The 14,672-nt window shown below is 66.1% G+C and carries 16 protein-coding genes; 4 read left to right on the top strand and 12 right to left on the bottom strand.

Features of this window, described 5'->3' with window-relative positions; genetic code table 11:
* From AWC24_RS09805 to AWC24_RS09755, 11 genes are all read right to left on the bottom strand, one after another.
* Window positions 1-670, bottom strand: a 670-nt coding sequence (locus tag AWC24_RS09805) for a M24 family metallopeptidase (protein ID WP_207568313.1), incomplete at its 3' end; no start/stop codon positions are given.
* Window positions 660-1,904 carry a M24 family metallopeptidase gene (locus AWC24_RS09800; RefSeq protein WP_085084397.1) on the bottom strand — a complete coding sequence of 415 codons (1,245 nt, stop codon included), beginning with the start codon at window positions 1,902-1,904 and terminating at the stop codon, window positions 660-662. The genes AWC24_RS09800 and AWC24_RS09805, both read right to left, overlap by 11 nt.
* Window positions 1,904-3,076 carry an amidohydrolase family protein gene (locus AWC24_RS09795; RefSeq protein WP_085084395.1) on the bottom strand — a complete coding sequence of 391 codons (1,173 nt, stop codon included), beginning with the start codon at window positions 3,074-3,076 and terminating at the stop codon, window positions 1,904-1,906. Before AWC24_RS09795 ends, AWC24_RS09800 begins: the two co-directional genes overlap by 1 nt.
* A gap of 23 nt (window positions 3,077-3,099) precedes the next feature.
* A complete protein-coding gene (locus AWC24_RS09790) occupies window positions 3,100-4,290 on the bottom strand; it encodes a cytochrome P450 (protein ID WP_085084401.1) in 1,191 nt (396 codons plus the stop codon).
* A 51-nt stretch (window positions 4,291-4,341) separates the two neighbouring features.
* A complete protein-coding gene (locus AWC24_RS09785) occupies window positions 4,342-4,539 on the bottom strand; it encodes a ferredoxin (protein WP_085084393.1) in 198 nt (65 codons plus the stop codon).
* Complete coding sequence (locus tag AWC24_RS09780; RefSeq protein ID WP_085084391.1) at window positions 4,536-5,201, bottom strand: TetR/AcrR family transcriptional regulator; 666 nt, start codon at window positions 5,199-5,201, stop codon at window positions 4,536-4,538. Before AWC24_RS09780 ends, AWC24_RS09785 begins: the two co-directional genes overlap by 4 nt.
* Window positions 5,202-5,245: 44 nt before the next feature.
* Complete coding sequence (locus AWC24_RS09775) at window positions 5,246-6,064, bottom strand: SDR family NAD(P)-dependent oxidoreductase (protein ID WP_085084399.1); 819 nt, start codon at window positions 6,062-6,064, stop codon at window positions 5,246-5,248.
* Between the two features lie 94 nt (window positions 6,065-6,158).
* Window positions 6,159-7,457 (bottom strand): cytochrome P450, encoded by a 1,299-nt coding sequence (locus AWC24_RS09770; RefSeq protein ID WP_085084389.1) that lies wholly within the window; start codon window positions 7,455-7,457, stop codon window positions 6,159-6,161.
* Window positions 7,454-7,918 carry a hypothetical protein gene (locus AWC24_RS09765; RefSeq protein WP_085084387.1) on the bottom strand — a complete coding sequence of 155 codons (465 nt, stop codon included), beginning with the start codon at window positions 7,916-7,918 and terminating at the stop codon, window positions 7,454-7,456. The genes AWC24_RS09770 and AWC24_RS09765 overlap by 4 nt, the downstream gene beginning before the upstream one ends.
* Window positions 7,919-7,943: 25 nt before the next feature.
* Window positions 7,944-8,465: a hypothetical protein gene (locus AWC24_RS09760; RefSeq protein ID WP_085084385.1), complete on the bottom strand. Its 522-nt coding sequence runs from the start codon at window positions 8,463-8,465 to the stop codon at window positions 7,944-7,946.
* Window positions 8,466-8,498: 33 nt separating this feature from the next.
* Complete coding sequence (locus AWC24_RS09755; protein ID WP_085084383.1) at window positions 8,499-9,851, bottom strand: aromatic ring-hydroxylating oxygenase subunit alpha; 1,353 nt, start codon at window positions 9,849-9,851, stop codon at window positions 8,499-8,501.
* Window positions 9,852-10,418: 567 nt separating this feature from the next.
* Between AWC24_RS09755 and AWC24_RS09745 the strand changes: the two genes are divergently transcribed.
* A complete protein-coding gene (locus tag AWC24_RS09745) occupies window positions 10,419-11,027 on the top strand; it encodes a TetR/AcrR family transcriptional regulator (protein WP_085084380.1) in 609 nt (202 codons plus the stop codon).
* On the opposite strand, the gene AWC24_RS09740 is transcribed toward AWC24_RS09745, so the two are convergent.
* Window positions 11,028-11,948 (bottom strand): TIGR03619 family F420-dependent LLM class oxidoreductase, encoded by a 921-nt coding sequence (locus tag AWC24_RS09740; protein ID WP_085084378.1) that lies wholly within the window; start codon window positions 11,946-11,948, stop codon window positions 11,028-11,030. It abuts the gene before it with no gap.
* 51 nt (window positions 11,949-11,999) lie between these two features.
* Here AWC24_RS09740 and AWC24_RS09735 point away from each other — a divergent pair, with 51 nt between their 5' ends.
* From AWC24_RS09735 to AWC24_RS09725, 3 genes are read left to right on the top strand one after another with little or no spacing between them, the layout of a single operon-like run.
* A complete protein-coding gene (locus AWC24_RS09735; RefSeq protein WP_085084376.1) occupies window positions 12,000-12,614 on the top strand; it encodes a TetR/AcrR family transcriptional regulator in 615 nt (204 codons plus the stop codon).
* Window positions 12,615-12,650: 36 nt separating this feature from the next.
* Complete coding sequence (locus tag AWC24_RS09730; protein ID WP_085084374.1) at window positions 12,651-14,135, top strand: aldehyde dehydrogenase family protein; 1,485 nt, start codon at window positions 12,651-12,653, stop codon at window positions 14,133-14,135.
* Window positions 14,132-14,557, top strand: a complete 426-nt coding sequence (locus AWC24_RS09725) for a nuclear transport factor 2 family protein (RefSeq protein ID WP_085084372.1) — start codon at window positions 14,132-14,134, stop codon at window positions 14,555-14,557. Before AWC24_RS09730 ends, AWC24_RS09725 begins: the two co-directional genes overlap by 4 nt.
* Window positions 14,558-14,672 lie beyond the last annotated feature (115 nt).

The following is a 14,672-nucleotide window of genomic DNA, read 5'->3' as shown; positions in this document are numbered from 1 at the left end:
GCCCGTCGCCGCCCGCCCGTCGCCACGGGTGGTCGCGGGAGGTCACCCAGGCGACGTCCTGGTTCGCCGGAGTGCCCCCGCGGGCCGCCGTCGCCTGCATCATCGCCCCGGCCAGGGCCGCCTCATCGACGCCGGGTTCCAGTGCGTTCACCGTGGCGGCCAGCGCCGATTCCGCGACGGCGATGGCGCTGCGCAGTGCGGTGAGCTCATCGGGCGTCTTGATAGCGCGGGCCGCCCGCATGGCCGGTTCACCGTCGACGAGTTCGGCTTTGGGGAAAGCCAGCGGCAGCAGCTGGGCGAACAGCGGTGAGATCGCGTCGGTTCCGACCCGGCGCGCGGTGAGGGCGCCCTCGATATGTGCCACCGCGGCAACGATGTTCGTCGGATTGCACGATATCTCGTAGAGATTGTGGTGCGGGATGTCGTCGGGGACACCGTCGTCCCAGCTGCTCAGCAGGTGGATGGCGCCGGTTGCGCGCACCAGCACGCAGTTGGGCGAGAACGGCCGGGTGCCCGCCATCCAGCGCTGCGGCGCACCGGTGACATAGCGGACGTTGGCCTGCCGCCCCAGTACCAGCACATCGAGGTCGTGGGCCGCCATCTGCGCCAGGGCACGCTCACGCCGCCCGCAACGCAGCCCGGTGACATCGGGCAGAACGTCAGTGCTCATAGGGTGCGAACGGGTAGTCGGTCAGCGAGATGAAGCCTTCCTCGGTGATCACCATGACTTCTTCACCGCGGTAACCACCGGTGCCGTCCTCCCACACCATCGGCTCCAGCACCAGCACCATGCCCGGCTCGAAGACGAAGTTCCGGTCGAACTCCGCGCCCAGGTCGGTGCCGATCTTGGGCATCTCGGTATCGGTCACACCGATACCGTGGCCGAGGCAACCGTGCGGCAGCCACGGCCGCACGCCGGCGTTGGCGGCAGTGGCCGCGCGAGCGACGTCGGCGGCATTGCAGCCCGCGCGGATCACTTCCTGCATGGCCGAGATGATCTCCCGCCACCTGCGGAACTGGGCGCGCTGGCGTGGCGTCGGTTCGGCTCCGACGACCCAGGTTCGCCCGAGCGCTGCGCAGTACCCACCGCTGCTGATCGAGACCTGGCTCCACAGCACGTCGCCGGCGGTCAGCTCGCGTCCGGTGGCCAGCAGCGGCAGCGCCAACTCACCGTGGGTGGTCCACACCCCGGCCGCCCTGCTGGCCGGCATCACCTGCCAGATCGGTTCGAACATGCTGGCGTCCGCGCCCAATTCGAACGCCCGCCGCAAAAAGTGGGCCGACAGGTCGAGTTGGCGGACGCCGGGCGCCAGCATCGCCTGCGCGGCGGCCATCGACTGCTCGGTGATCCGGCAGGCCGCACGGATGTAGGACAGCTCATCGGCGGTCTTGATCAACGTGGCGTCGGCGACCACCTGTATCGCATCGATCGGCCGCCGGCCGCCGAACAGCTGCTGTTGAGCGCGGCGCATGGCACCGGTGCACTCGTCTACCCCGACCGCGGCCCCGGCCGGGATGAGTTCGGCGATCTCCTTGGCGAACTGCGCCACGCCTTCGTCGAATTCGAGGTACACCGGCCCGTGTAAGTGATCGGCCGGCAACTCCGGGTTCTCCGAGCCGCCTCGATGGAACGGTAGGAACAGGTGCGGGTCCGGGTCATCGACGAGGACCACCGCCACCGGTCGGTCCACGTGGGATAGTCCGGCATCGCCGAGCCGCCGGCTGGTTCCGGTTGCATAGGTGACGGCGTCGTTGCCCAGTAGCACCAGGGCATCGATTCCCCGTTCGGCCATCGCCGCACGCAACCGGGCCCCGGTCTCCCGGCGCAACCGGGACCGGTCCGGGACATCTGCGATCTCAACGCTGCCGGCCGCGGCCGGCAGCGTTGCCGCAGCCGGCGCCATCAGACCCCCAGGAACTTCTTGATGTTGGTGCTCACCACTTTTGCGGCGTCCTCGGGTCCCAACGCGTTGACCACACTGGTCAGCGACTTCTCCGAGTAGCCGAAGGTGCTCTCGTTGTGCGGGTAGTCCGACGACCACATCACCTTGTCCACCCCGATCTCGTCGATGAGCCGCAGGCCCAGCGGATCGACCATGAACGACGCGCTCATGTTGGTGTCCCAGTAATGCCGAATCGGATGCTCCAACTGGTGGTTGAACATGTGCTGATAGGAGGCGAGCAGATGTTCGGCGTCCTGCAGCGCCGAGGGCACCCAGGCGATTCCCCCTTCGAACCAGCCGACCCGCAGCCCGGGATTGCGGTCAAGGATCCCGCCGAAGATGTACTTGGAGAACATCTCCCGGAACGAGTCGACGTTGATCATCATGCCGACCACGACACTGTTGATCTCGCACGGGGTTTTCGGCGGGGTCTCGCCGATGTGGTGGGTCGCCGGCAACCCGGCCGCCTCGATCTCATCCCACACCGGGCGCATCGTCGCGCCGGAGTAGTCGATGACGTTGCCGTCGTCGTCCTTGCCCGGATTCAGCGGCAACAGGAAGGTCTTGAGGCCCAGGGATTTCAGCTCTTCCAGGTTGCGCCGGGTGCCGACCGGATCCCACCAGTTGATCAGTCCGACCCCGTAGAAGCGGCCGCCGGAGCGCTCCTGCAGCTCCGCCATGTGCTCGTTGTAGATGCGGAAAACCCGCTCCCGCAGCCCCTTGTCGGGGAAGTGGAACAGCGCCAGCACCGCATTGGGGAACGCCAGCTCCTTGTCGACACCGTCGCTGGCCAGCTCCTGGATCCGGGCCTCGATGTTGCTGCTGGCGGCGCCGGCCAGGTCGTCGTACTGCATCAGCACCGCCGAGAAGTCGCCCGGCAGGAAGGTCTGGCCCTTGCGCCCGACCATGTAGGCGCCGTCCTCGTACCAGATCCGGGGCGCCTTGTCGCGCAGGTCCTCGGGGAAGCGCTGATAGAAGATGTCGTCGGCTATCGAGATGTGGTTGTCGGCGGAGAACACCTCGGTCCCGGCCGGCAGGCCGACATCCCGTCCGGCCTGCCCGCGACGGTCCTTGGGTGCCCCGTACCCACCGGGGGGATAGAACGTGGCGTCTCGAGTTATTGTGCTGGACATGTCAATCCACTCCAATCGGGCGGTTACCAGGTGACGGGGAGTTCGTAGACGCCGTAGGCGAGCCGGTCGTTCTTGAACGGGATCTCATCGACGCCCACCGCGAGCTGCAGCGTCGGGATGCGGCGGAACAGGGTTCGGAAGGCGATCACCATCTCGGCGCGCGCCAGCTGCTGGCCCACGCACTGGTGCGGGCCGAAGCCGAAGGCCATGTGCTGGCGGGCCGGCCGGGCCAGGTCGAGCAGCTCGGGCTCGGGGAAGACGGCGGGGTCCCAGTTGGCCGGGGCCAGGTCGATGATGATGCCCTCGCCGGCGCGGATGGTCTCACCGCCGATCTCGATGTCCTCGAGAGCGACCCGGCGCTGGCCGGTGTGGATGATCGACAGGTAGCGCAGCAGTTCCTCGACCGCGTTGGCGATCGCGGCGTCGTCGTCGCCGCGGAACACCGCGGTGCGTTCGTCGATCTTGTCGGGCTCTCCCAGCAACGCCACGATGCCCAGGCCGATCATGTTGGCGGTGGTCTCATGGCCGGCGATGAGCATCCCGGTGCCGAGTTGGGTGGCCTCGCGTATGGACAGCTCCCCGTCTTTCACTCGCTTGCCCAGGGCGGAGACCATGTCGTCGGCCGGCTCGGCCATCCTGGTCTCCAGCAGCCGGACCAGGTACTTCGACAGTCCGGTGGCGCCCTCGGCGAGGTCGTCGGAGGTGGCGTTGCGGTCCACGCCCATGGTGGCGTGCTGCTGGAAGAACTCGTGGTCCTCGTAGGGCACGCCGAGCAGTTCGCTGATCACCAGGGAGGGAATCGGCAACGCGAATCCCTCGATCAGGTCGGCCGGTTGCGGGCCGGCCAGGATCGCGTCGAGGTGCTCATCGGTGATCCGTTGCGCCACCGGGGTCAGCGCGTCGACCCGTTTCATGGTCAGGGCCGGGGACAGGATCCGCCGGTAGCGGATGTGTTCGGCGCCATCGGTGGTGAACACCGACTTGGGCCGGTGGTCGACGCTGGCGCGCATCATCTCGTTCCAGTGCGGGAAACCGGGCTGGTGGTCGTCGACGCTGACCCGGGGATCGGAGAACAGCGCGCGCACCGCCTCGTAGCCGGTGATCAGCCACGGCGTGCTGCCGTCCCAGATCCGCACCCGGCTCAGCGGCCGCTCCGCGGCCAGCGCCATGGTCTCCGGCGGCGGCGCGAACGGACACCGGCCGTCCCGGCTCATCGGGTACTCCGGTGTTGCGGTGGCCGCAATGGTGGTTGCGTCGGTCACGCTCTACTCCTCGACGATCTTGATGGCTCCGGATGGACAGACTCGGGCTGCTTGCCGAACGGCCTCGGCCAGTTCTTCGGGCGGGTTCTCGTCGAGCACGACGACGACGCCGTCCTCGTCACGTTGGTCGAATACCCGGGGGGCGAACCCGACGCACTGCCCCGATGATGCGCAGATGTCCTGGTCGGCGGTCACTTTCATGGTGAACCTCCCTGCACTCCGGTGACCGGCGCCAGCCACAATCCCACGATCGCGTCGATGAGGCCGGACCCGGCCTCGGCCCAGCTGATGGACGCCGACCCGCCCGACGCCAGTGCACGTTCGTGGTCGGCGCAGGTGTGCATCAACAGGTTTCGGGCCATCACGTTGCGGCCCTGGCGAACCGGCACCGGAAGGTCTGGCAGGCAACGGTTGATGCCGTCGATGACCTGCACCAGCGACGGTGAACTGAGCGCGTCCTTCACGACGATGTCGTGGTAGGCCGGATCTGCCATAACTTGTGCGGCGAACCGCGCGTACCAGGTCGGGTTTCCCAGTGCGGCAAGGTGGTCGGTCAGTGGCCGGACCAGGCAGGACACCCAGTCGCGCAGTTCGGTGGAATCGGCGGCTGCGGCGACCAGCTGTTCGCGCAACCGCTCGACGGGCGCCCGGTGCCGGCGTTCGATCTCGCGCACCAGGTCGACCTTGGTGCCGAAGTGGTAGCCGACGGCGGCGTTGTTGCCCTGGCCGGCGGCCTCGCTGACCTGGCGGTTGGAGACGGCGAACACCCCGTGGTCGGCGAACAGCCGTTCCGCGGCGGTCAGGATCGCCTCCCGCGTGCTGTTGGCCCGCTCAGCCCGCACGGCCCGATCAGCGGTGGTCACGGCGCCAGTCAACCCCGTCCCGATAATTAAGTCAAGTGATTGATTTAATGTTTCTGATCGCTGCGCCGCCGGATGGCCTTTCCGGCCACCGTGCCGCCGTCGACCGGCAGCACGATGCCCGTCACGTAGCGGGATCGTTCACCGGCGAGGTACAGCGCGGCCTCGGCGACGTCGGCAGCGGTGCCCTCCCGCTTGAGGGGCCGGTCGGCCCGCATCGTCTCGCGAATCGCCGCTTCGTAGCGCGTCACCGCCTCCGGATCCAGGCCCGCTGCGGCCGACGACGCCACGAACGGCGTCGGAATGTTGCCGGGTGCGATGGCATTGACCCGGATGTCGTAGTAGGCCAATTCGATCGCGGCGGACTTGGTGAACTGGATGACGGCGGCCTTCGACGCGCGGTAGGTCATCACCCCGCCGCCCGCCTGGATGCCGCCGATCGAGGTCAGATTGATGATCGAACCCCCGCCGGCCTTGGACATCCGCCGCGCGGCATCGCGGGTTCCGGCCATCACGCCGAGCACATTGATCGCCATGATCCGGTGGAAGTCAGCCAGGTCGTCGTCGAGGAATCGGTCGTGCATCGTGCCCGAGACACCGGCGTTGTTGACCATGATGTCGAGTCCGCCGAACGTCTCGACGGCGGCGTCAACCAGGTCGCTGACCTGTTGCGGGTCGGCGACGTCGGCGACCCGGAAGACGGTGTCGGCACCGAGTTCACCGGCGAGCGCCGCACCGCGCTCGGGCTCCAGATCGGCGAGGACCACCCTGGCGCCTTCGGCGAGGAACCGTTCGGCGATGCCACGGCCGAGACCCGATGCGCCCCCGGTGACGATCGCCGTCTTGCCCGCCAGCTCGTTGACCATCGACCACCCTTCGCAGAACCGGAACACCGCAGCGGTTCGACTCAACCCGCTTCGGCCGGATCAGTCAAGCGACTGAATTAATCCAGGGGGCACGCTATGGCGTGAATCGGATGTGCAGCCTGGTCAGGCCACGCAAGATAAACGTCGGCAGGTACCGATACCTGCGCTCCCCCGGCGGGCCGTGCATCTCCTCATCGATCCAGATTTCGGAGGTGCGGTCGAAGAGTCGCTCAAGGCAGACGACCGCCTCGGTGCGGGCCAGTGGGGCCCCCGGGCAGCTGTGCACACCCCGGCCGAAGGCCACATGGTTGCGGGCGTTGGCACGCTCGGGGTCGAAGACGTCGGGGGCGTCGAACTTGCGTGGATCCCGATTCATCGCCGCGTTGACCAGCATGACGATGGTGCCGGCCGGGATATCGACCCCGCCGACGGTGACCGGCACCCTGGCCATCCGGAAGTCGCCGCGCACCGGACTTTCATAGCGCAGGCATTCCTCGATGAACCGCGGCAGCAGATCACGGTTGTCCCGCAACTTGCGTTGCAGCGCTTGGTCTTCGGCGAAGATCATGACCGCCGTCGACAGCAGACGCACGGTGGTCTCCTGTCCGGCGGCAAACAGGTTGGACGCCACCCGCACCGCGTCGATCACCTCGGGCGTGCTGCCGTCCGGGAACGTCGCCGAGGCCACGCCGGTCAGCACGTCATCCCGCGGCTCGGCACGGCGCTCGGAGATGTAGGTGCTGAATTTGCCGTACAGATACTCCAGCGGCGTATGTGCCATCGCATCACCGGAGCTGCTGCCGATGGTCCCGGTACTGCCCTTCAACAGCTCCGCGCGGAACTCGTCATGGTCAGAATCCGGGACACCGAGCAGATCGGCGATCACCAGCATCGCGAACGGATTGGCGAAATCGTTGATGAACTCGCACGACCCGTCGATCAGCACCTCGTCGTACCGCTCATCGGCCAGCCGCCAGATGAATTCTTGGTTCTCCTTGAGCCGCTTGGGCGTGATCATCCGGGCGAGCAGTTCCCGGTGGGCAGTGTGCTTGGGGGGATCGAACGTGGGCAGCTGATCACTGAACGGCAGTTCGTCCCGGTGCTCTTCGATCAGCTCCGAGACGTCTCCCCTTTCCAAGTCGCCGTCCAGCGGAACCGGAAAGCCGGGGAACGGCCCGGTCACCGAGACGCAGGCCGAGAACCGCTCATGGTCGTTGTAGATAGCGATGCCCTCGTCGTACCCGGTCACCATCACCACACCGTGGTGCGACTCCCGGCGCAACGGACATTCGCCGCGCAGCTGCGCGAGGTACGCGTACGGGTCGTGCAGCAACGCCTTATCGGTGAAGAAGTCCACCCTGTCGACGTCGACCGGGTTGGTATCGATGGTCATCCGGAGATCTCCACTCCGTCATAGCTCTCCAGCATGTCCATGTTCGGCAGTGCCATCTGCAGATACAGGTCAATATGCCGGATCTTTCCGTCCTCGGTGAACTCGTACACCGACAGCGAATTCACCACCGAGGAGAAGTCCCCGACCTGGCTGCGCTCCTCGAGTTCCAGGAAGACCACGCCGTCGATCTCGCTGATCCGTTTGAACGACCCCTCCCATTCCGAGGAGGCGGCCCAGTTGGTCATGAATTCGATGTATTCAGTCCAGTTCATCACCTCTTTGAAGTTGCCGACACGCTCGAATTCTTCCGTGTCGACAAGCTCTCCCAATGGGGCCCAGGAATCGGCGGTGAAGTCGGGCTGCTTGGCGGCATCGACCAACTGTTTGACCGTCTGGCTGTAGCGCAGGACGGTGTGCGCGCGGCCGGTGTAGTCATCGATGACCGCATTGATGTCTTTCATCACAATCCTTCTCAGGTAACGAGCCTCAGCTGGAGATCCCAGCCTTGTCCAGGCAGCGGTGTAGTGCGTCGACGTACTCGGTCGTTCCCTGGAACGGGCCGCTGACTCCGATCGCAATCTCCAAAAACGGGCTGTACTCGTCGTTGACGTGCGTCTCCCACCGCGCCACCTCGCCCTTGTCGTTGGTCTCGACGAAGCTGTAGGAGTAGAAGCCCATGGTCTTTCCATCTTTGGTGGTGCCCTGCCAACGGGTCTTCATCACGAACCCGTTGTCAGCCGGCCAGTAGTTGAAGCTGGCCGGCTTCCAATCGGGGAATGTCAGCGAGTAGGCCTTGGCCTCCATCGTCGCGGCCTGTGCGGTGTCGGCGGGAAAGTCCTTGAGCAGGAAGACCTGATCGCCGGTGAAGTACGGTGATACGTAGACGCCGTCGTCGGCGAAGGCCCATGCCTCGTAAGTCTCGCCATCCTGGACCCCTTGGCGCAGATAGGCGTTGCGGTATGCCTCCGCCATGCGGCGGTGGTGTTCGATGCGTTCTTGGGTGTTCATGCTGCTCCTTAACTGTTCAGGATTTGGACGTCTTCAGGATTTGGAGATGGCCGCGAGGCACTTGTCGACGGCCGAGTGGAAGTGCGCGATCACGACTTCCTCCTTGACCAGGGCCATGTAGGTGAGCATGTTGTTGCGCAGCCCGACCTGCTGGCGCGGCATCTGGTCGTAGTCCTGCTGCAGCGCCTCGAAATACTGATAGCTGCCCGGCTCATCGACAACCACCGGTTCAACGGTGAAGGCCGCCTTCATCTCTTCGGGAAGATACATGTAGCTGGCCACATGCCAGACGCACCGGTGTGGGTCTCCGTCCGGGTCCGGCAGCGCCATGATGACGTGACACTCCCCGGCGCGGATGGTCATGAAGAAGTTGGGGAACAGCACCCACCCATGGCTGTCGCTCATCTGCGCGTCGGTCAGGCCGCCGACGTCAAGTCCCATGCCGGTCAACGTGTCCCGGGTCGCCCGCTGCAGCAGGGTGCGCGCGCTGACTCCCTCGGGGAAGCGCAGCTCACCATCCGACTCGCACTCTGCCACAAGCTCTTTGAATCGGGGCAACACGGCGGCTGTCGACGGGAAGGTATCGGGCAGTGCCATGGTCCCCTCGACTTGGTCTGCCGGCGTAGCACCGACGACGTCGAACGGTGCGACGGCAACGGAGTGCTGATCGAAGAACCGGTACCGGGTTGTTGCCGGGTCGATGTTGATGACGCGCAGCAGCTGCGGGTGGATGCCGTTGATGTGGTAGCCCTCCTGGAAGGCGTCCATGACGACCTTCCAGTTGCAGTCGATGCGCTCGGTCACGTCCATCACGGTCACCATCTCGTCGAGGTGATACGGCGCCAGCATCGCGGTGATCTCGTCGCCGATGAACTCGGTCAGCGGGGCGGCATGCGGGTCCGGGTTGAGGAAGATGAATCCGGCAAAGGTGTCCACTGGGACTTCGATCAGTCCGTGGGTGTCTTTGTCGATCGGGCCGGCCAGGTCCTCCCGCAGCATGCCGGTGAGCTTGCCCTGCAGGTCATAGGACCACAGGTGGTAGTTGCACAAGAAGTTGCGCTTGGTGTTGCCACGCGCCTCCGGGCAGAGCAGGTTGCCGCGGTGCCGACAGGCATTGACAAAACCGCGGATCTTGTCGTCCTTGCCGCGCACCACGATGAACGACTGGTCCAGGATCTTGTACTGCTTCCAGTCCCCGGCCTTGGCGAGTTCATCGACGCGCCCGGCAACCTGCCAGGTCTTCATCCAGATCGAATCGCGTTCCACTGCAGCGAATTCCGCCGTGGTGTAGCGCTCGGTCGGAATCTGCATCCGGTACCGATCGGGGCCGATGTCGTCGAGGGTCGTGGCGTTGTCGACCCAATTCCCCGGGAGCGTTGTCTGCATGAGAGAGCCTCCTTGCTTGTGACTGGCATCACGACTATACATCGTTGTATATTTGATACAAGGACGATGATTAGTGGCCTGCCTCACAGGCCAGAATCGCAGGAGGTTGCACGTAGTGCGGTCAAAACTGGAGGTCTGGGCAGCCGAGCCGGCAGACGCGGTGCTCTGGGCCGGCGGTCTGATCTGCGACCGCGCCCTCGGTGGCTGGGACGTCGTGGTGCTGGTACCGAATCCGTCAGACGATCGTGCGCTGGACATTCTCGGGGCCGAGATCCGTGGACGTGAGAGTCATTCCACGCTGCCTGATTTGGCAAACCCGGTGGTGACAATCAGAGTGGGCTCCGATGACCTCGACGAGACACCGCAGGTCGAGTACTACGTCTGCGGGCCTCTCGAGCTGGACGGGTATGGGTTTCGGCATCGGCTCAGCGCGGGAGCCCGCGCATTCAAGGCCCACGCCCTGCGGGCCGCCGGCCTGGAGGCAGAGGTGGCTACCGCCGAAATGTTCCGGCCGGCTCACACAGCCGAAGCCCCGACCGCTCACCGTCACCATGGAAGGATTGGCCGATGGCCGAACGTTGGACAAAGCAACGACGCCTCGAGCACACCCGGGGCCTGCTGCTAGACGCCGCCGAGCAAGTGTTCGCCCGTCGAGGATTCGACGGTGCCGCACTGGAGGATATCGCGGACGTGGCCGGCTACACCCGGGGCGCCATCTACTCCCATTTCGGCAGCAAGGCAGAGCTTTTCCTCGCGGTGGTGGAACGTCAGCGCCAGCAGTTTCTGGACGGGTTCGCCGACGTCATCGCCACCTTCCACCGGCTCGACGACCTCGACACCGATGAACTCGCCGACCGGTGGCGCAAACTGATCACCCACGAGGGCCCCGATCGCGCCGTGCTCGGCTACGAGTTCACGCTGTTCCTACTGCGCAATCCCGAGGCCCGCGAGCGCGTCGCAGCCCAGCGCGAGGAGACCGCACACGCCCTGGCCGACTACATCAGCAAGGGGGCCGCGCGACTCGGCGGCGAGCTGGCCATGCCCGCACTGGAACTGGCCCGCGTCGTACTGGCAGCCAATGACGGCATCACGCTGAACAGCCTGCTCGACGACCAGGCCGTGTTCCGCCCGTTCCTGCGCATGGTGGTCGCCAATATCGTGGCGCCGCAGGGGTAATCACGCGATATTCGGTTTGATCTCCTCGATCACCCATTGCGCATAGTCGAGGTACTCGTCGACGCCGCGCACCGCGGGCAGCGGCACGGCGCTGACCGTCACACCCTGCTCGGCGAGCCAGTTCAGCCGATCGATGATCTCCTGGCCGCTCATTCCCGCTTCTGCGTTCGGGTCGTCGCGGGCAACGTGGCCCTCCCCGACCCGCGTGGTCGCCATCCCGTGCACCACGTCGAAGGGCCGCCCGTCGTATTCCGGCTGGGATTTGATGAAGTCCACCCGTTGCGCGATCTGCTCCGGCGGCGTCAGGAAACTCCACCACCCCGAGGCGAACTTCGCAGCCCGGCGCAACACGGCGTCCGCGTCACCACCGATCCAGATCGGCAGGTGGGGTTTGCGCACCGGTTTCGGCTCGAACGCCACCTCGTCGAAGGAGACGTAGCGGCCGTCGAACCGGGGCGACTCGCTGGTCCACAGCTCGATGATCGCCGCCAGGTACTCATCGGCGATCCGTCCGCGTTCACCGAACGGCACGCCGAGCAGCTCGAATTCCCGCTGCAGCCACCCCACTCCGAAGGTGACCATCATCCGGCCGCCGCTGAGCCAGTCGGCGGTGGCGAGCGCCTTGGCGAGCACGATGGGCTGGTGCAGCGGCAGCACGGTGACGCACGAATTGAGCAGGATCCGCTCGGTCGCGCCGGCGAGGTAGGCCTGGGCGGCCGTCGACTGGAAATAGTGCGGGCCGGAGAGCTCGACGTGCTCGGTGGGAATCACGAAGTGCTCGGGGACGGCGATCATGTCGTAGCCCCACGCGTCGGCGCACTTGGCCATCCGGGTCTGGTCGGCGCCGGTGACAGCCGCCTCCCACGGCTGCATCATCGCCTTCAGTCGCAGCATGTGGGGCAGGTTGAATACCAGCTTCATTCGCGCGACTCTACAACAGTAGAGAGATGACGGGCTAGACTCGGCGGAACCATGCGACGCAAGCCCAATCCGGATCAGCGCCGGCGCGAACTGTGCGATACCGCGATCCGGCTGCTGGCCGATGACGGCGTCAAAGGGGTCAGCCATCTCAAGGTGGACCGCAAAGCCGGTGTCCCCGATGGAACCACATCGTTCTACTTCCGCACCCGGTCGGCGCTGCTGCAAGCGGTGGCGGTCCGGGTCTCCGAGCTGGATCTCAAGGACCTGATCGCGGCGACTAGGGCGCAAACGCCGGCCGGACTCACCGCGGACGAACCGTCCGGGTTGGCGACCCTGGTGATGCGCACGGCGACCGGCGCGCGGCTGATCCGCACCAAGGCCCGCTACGAACTCGCGCTGCAGGCCGGCCGGGACCCACTGCTCGACGAGGCGTTACGCAGCTACGGTGACCGGTTCCGCGCCCTGATCGTCGACGTGGTGCTGCGGCTACAGGACAAGCCGGACCGGGCACTGGCCGACCGGCAGGCCTACGTGGTGATGATGTTCATCAGCGGCGTGATGCAGGCGTTCGCCAGCGGTGACCGCAGCATCCGCAGCGCCGCGGAACTGGACGCGCTCATCTCTGGCATCGTCGCCGGGGTCGGCTCTTCCTTCGCTCTACGTTAATAGAGTAGCGTTACCGCGCAGACGGAAGGATCTGTGATGACTGCGGTACAAGATGATTCGGGCGTGTTGGCCGGCGAGACCCGGATGCTCGTCGACGGCGAGTTGGTGGGGACCGGCAGCGGGGCGACGTTCGACGTCGTGCACCCCGCCAGTGAACAGGTAGCCGGGACGGCCGCCGACGGCACCGTCGACGACATGGCGCGCGCGGTCGGCGCGGCCCGGCGCGCGTTCGACGCCAGTGACTGGTCCCGCGATCTGGAGTTCCGGCACCACTGCCTGATGCAGTTGCACGCCGCGCTGGAGGCCGACAAGGAACGGCTGCGCCGCATCCTGATCACCGAGGTGGGATGCCCGGTCACGGTCACCGGCAGTCAGATCGAGTCCCCCATCGCCGAAGTGAAGCACTGGGCCGATCACGCCCGCGGTTTCGAATACCTGGTGGACACCGGACTGCACGACACACCGCTGGGCCCGGCGCGGCGCAAGCTGCACTACGAACCGCAGGGCGTGGTCGGTGCGATCACGCCGTGGAATGTGCCGCTGTACCTCAACATCGCCGAGACCGTGCCCGCGTTGATGGCCGGCAACACCGTGGTGCTCAAGCCGGCGCAGCTCACGCCGTGGTCCGGTAGCGAGCTGGGCCGGATCGTCGCCGAAAAGACCGACATCCCAGCCGGGGTCTTCAACGTCGTCACCTCGAACGCCAACGAGGTCGGTGCGGCGTTGTCGGCCGACCCGCGGGTCGACATGATCACCTTCACCGGTTCCACGGCCACCGGCCGGGCCATCCTGGCCGCCGCGGCACCAACGGTGAAGAAGACCCTGCTCGAACTCGGCGGCAAGTCGGCCCACATCGTGCTCGATGACGCGGACTTCAACTCCGCGCTGCCGTTGGCGGCGATGATGGCCTGCGTGATGTCAGGTCAGAGCTGTGTGCTTCCGTCGCGGATCCTGTTGCCCCGCAACCGCTACGACGAAGGCTTGGCGGTACTCAAGGCGTCGATGGAGAACTTCCCGATGGGTGATCCGTGGACCCCGGGCAACATGCAGGGGCCGCAGATCAGCGAGACCCAGCGGCGCAAGGTGCTGGGGTTGATCGCTTCCGGTCTGGACTCGGGCGCCCGGCTGATCACCGGCGGCGGTGTCCCGGAGAACCTGCCCACCGGCTACTACGTGCAGCCGACCCTGCTGGCCGACGTCGACCCGGACAGCCAGGTCGCACAGGAGGAGATCTTCGGCCCGGTACTGACCGTCACGCCCTACGACACCGACGACGAGGCGGTCGCGATCGCCAACAACTCGATCTACGGTCTGTCCGGCGAGGTCAGCAGCGCCGATGTGGACCGGGCGATGGCGGTGGCGACCCGGATGCGCACCGGCAACGTCAGCATCAACGGCAAGAGCCACTTCGGCATCGACAGCCCGTTCGGCGGCACCCGCCAAAGCGGGCTGGGATATCGCAACGGCGCGCAGGGATTCACCGAGTACCTGCACATCAAGACCATCGGCATGCCGGAATGACGCCGGCCGTCCCGGCGGACGACCGCTTGGAGATCTCCGCGCTGCTGTACCGCTACGCCCGCGCGGTCGATACCAGGGACTGGGCGCTGTACCGGTCGGTGTTCACCGATGACGCTGTCATCGATTACTCGTCGGCCGGGGCCGTCTGCGGCACCCGCGACGAGGTGGCCGACTGGTTGGCCGCCGGCTTCACCGCGATACCGATGTCGATGCACTACATCACCAACATCGAGATCTTGGACCACACACCGGATTCCGCGCAGGTGCGGGCGATGTTCTACAACCCGATGCAGCTACCGGGAATGTCCGAGCTCAGCTACTGCGGCGGTTACTACCACCACGAGCTGGTGCGCACGGCCGACGGCTGGCGCAGCCGGAACCTGCGCGAGGAGAATCTCTGGTTCACCAATCCGCCGGGCTAAATCGGCGGTCCAGCTTCGCCTCTCCTCCGTCGAGGCCCGCTAACTGGCTGTAGGTCTTGTCAACTGGCGGTGGGTACAGGGGTTGACGACGCCGGAGCTGTAGCCCGACGTTGAG

The organism is Mycolicibacter senuensis, from assembly GCF_002101885.1.
In the GTDB taxonomy this organism is placed as follows: Bacteria; Actinomycetota; Actinomycetes; order Mycobacteriales; family Mycobacteriaceae; genus Mycobacterium; species Mycobacterium senuense.
This window is presented reverse-complemented; position numbering and strand designations above follow the sequence as displayed.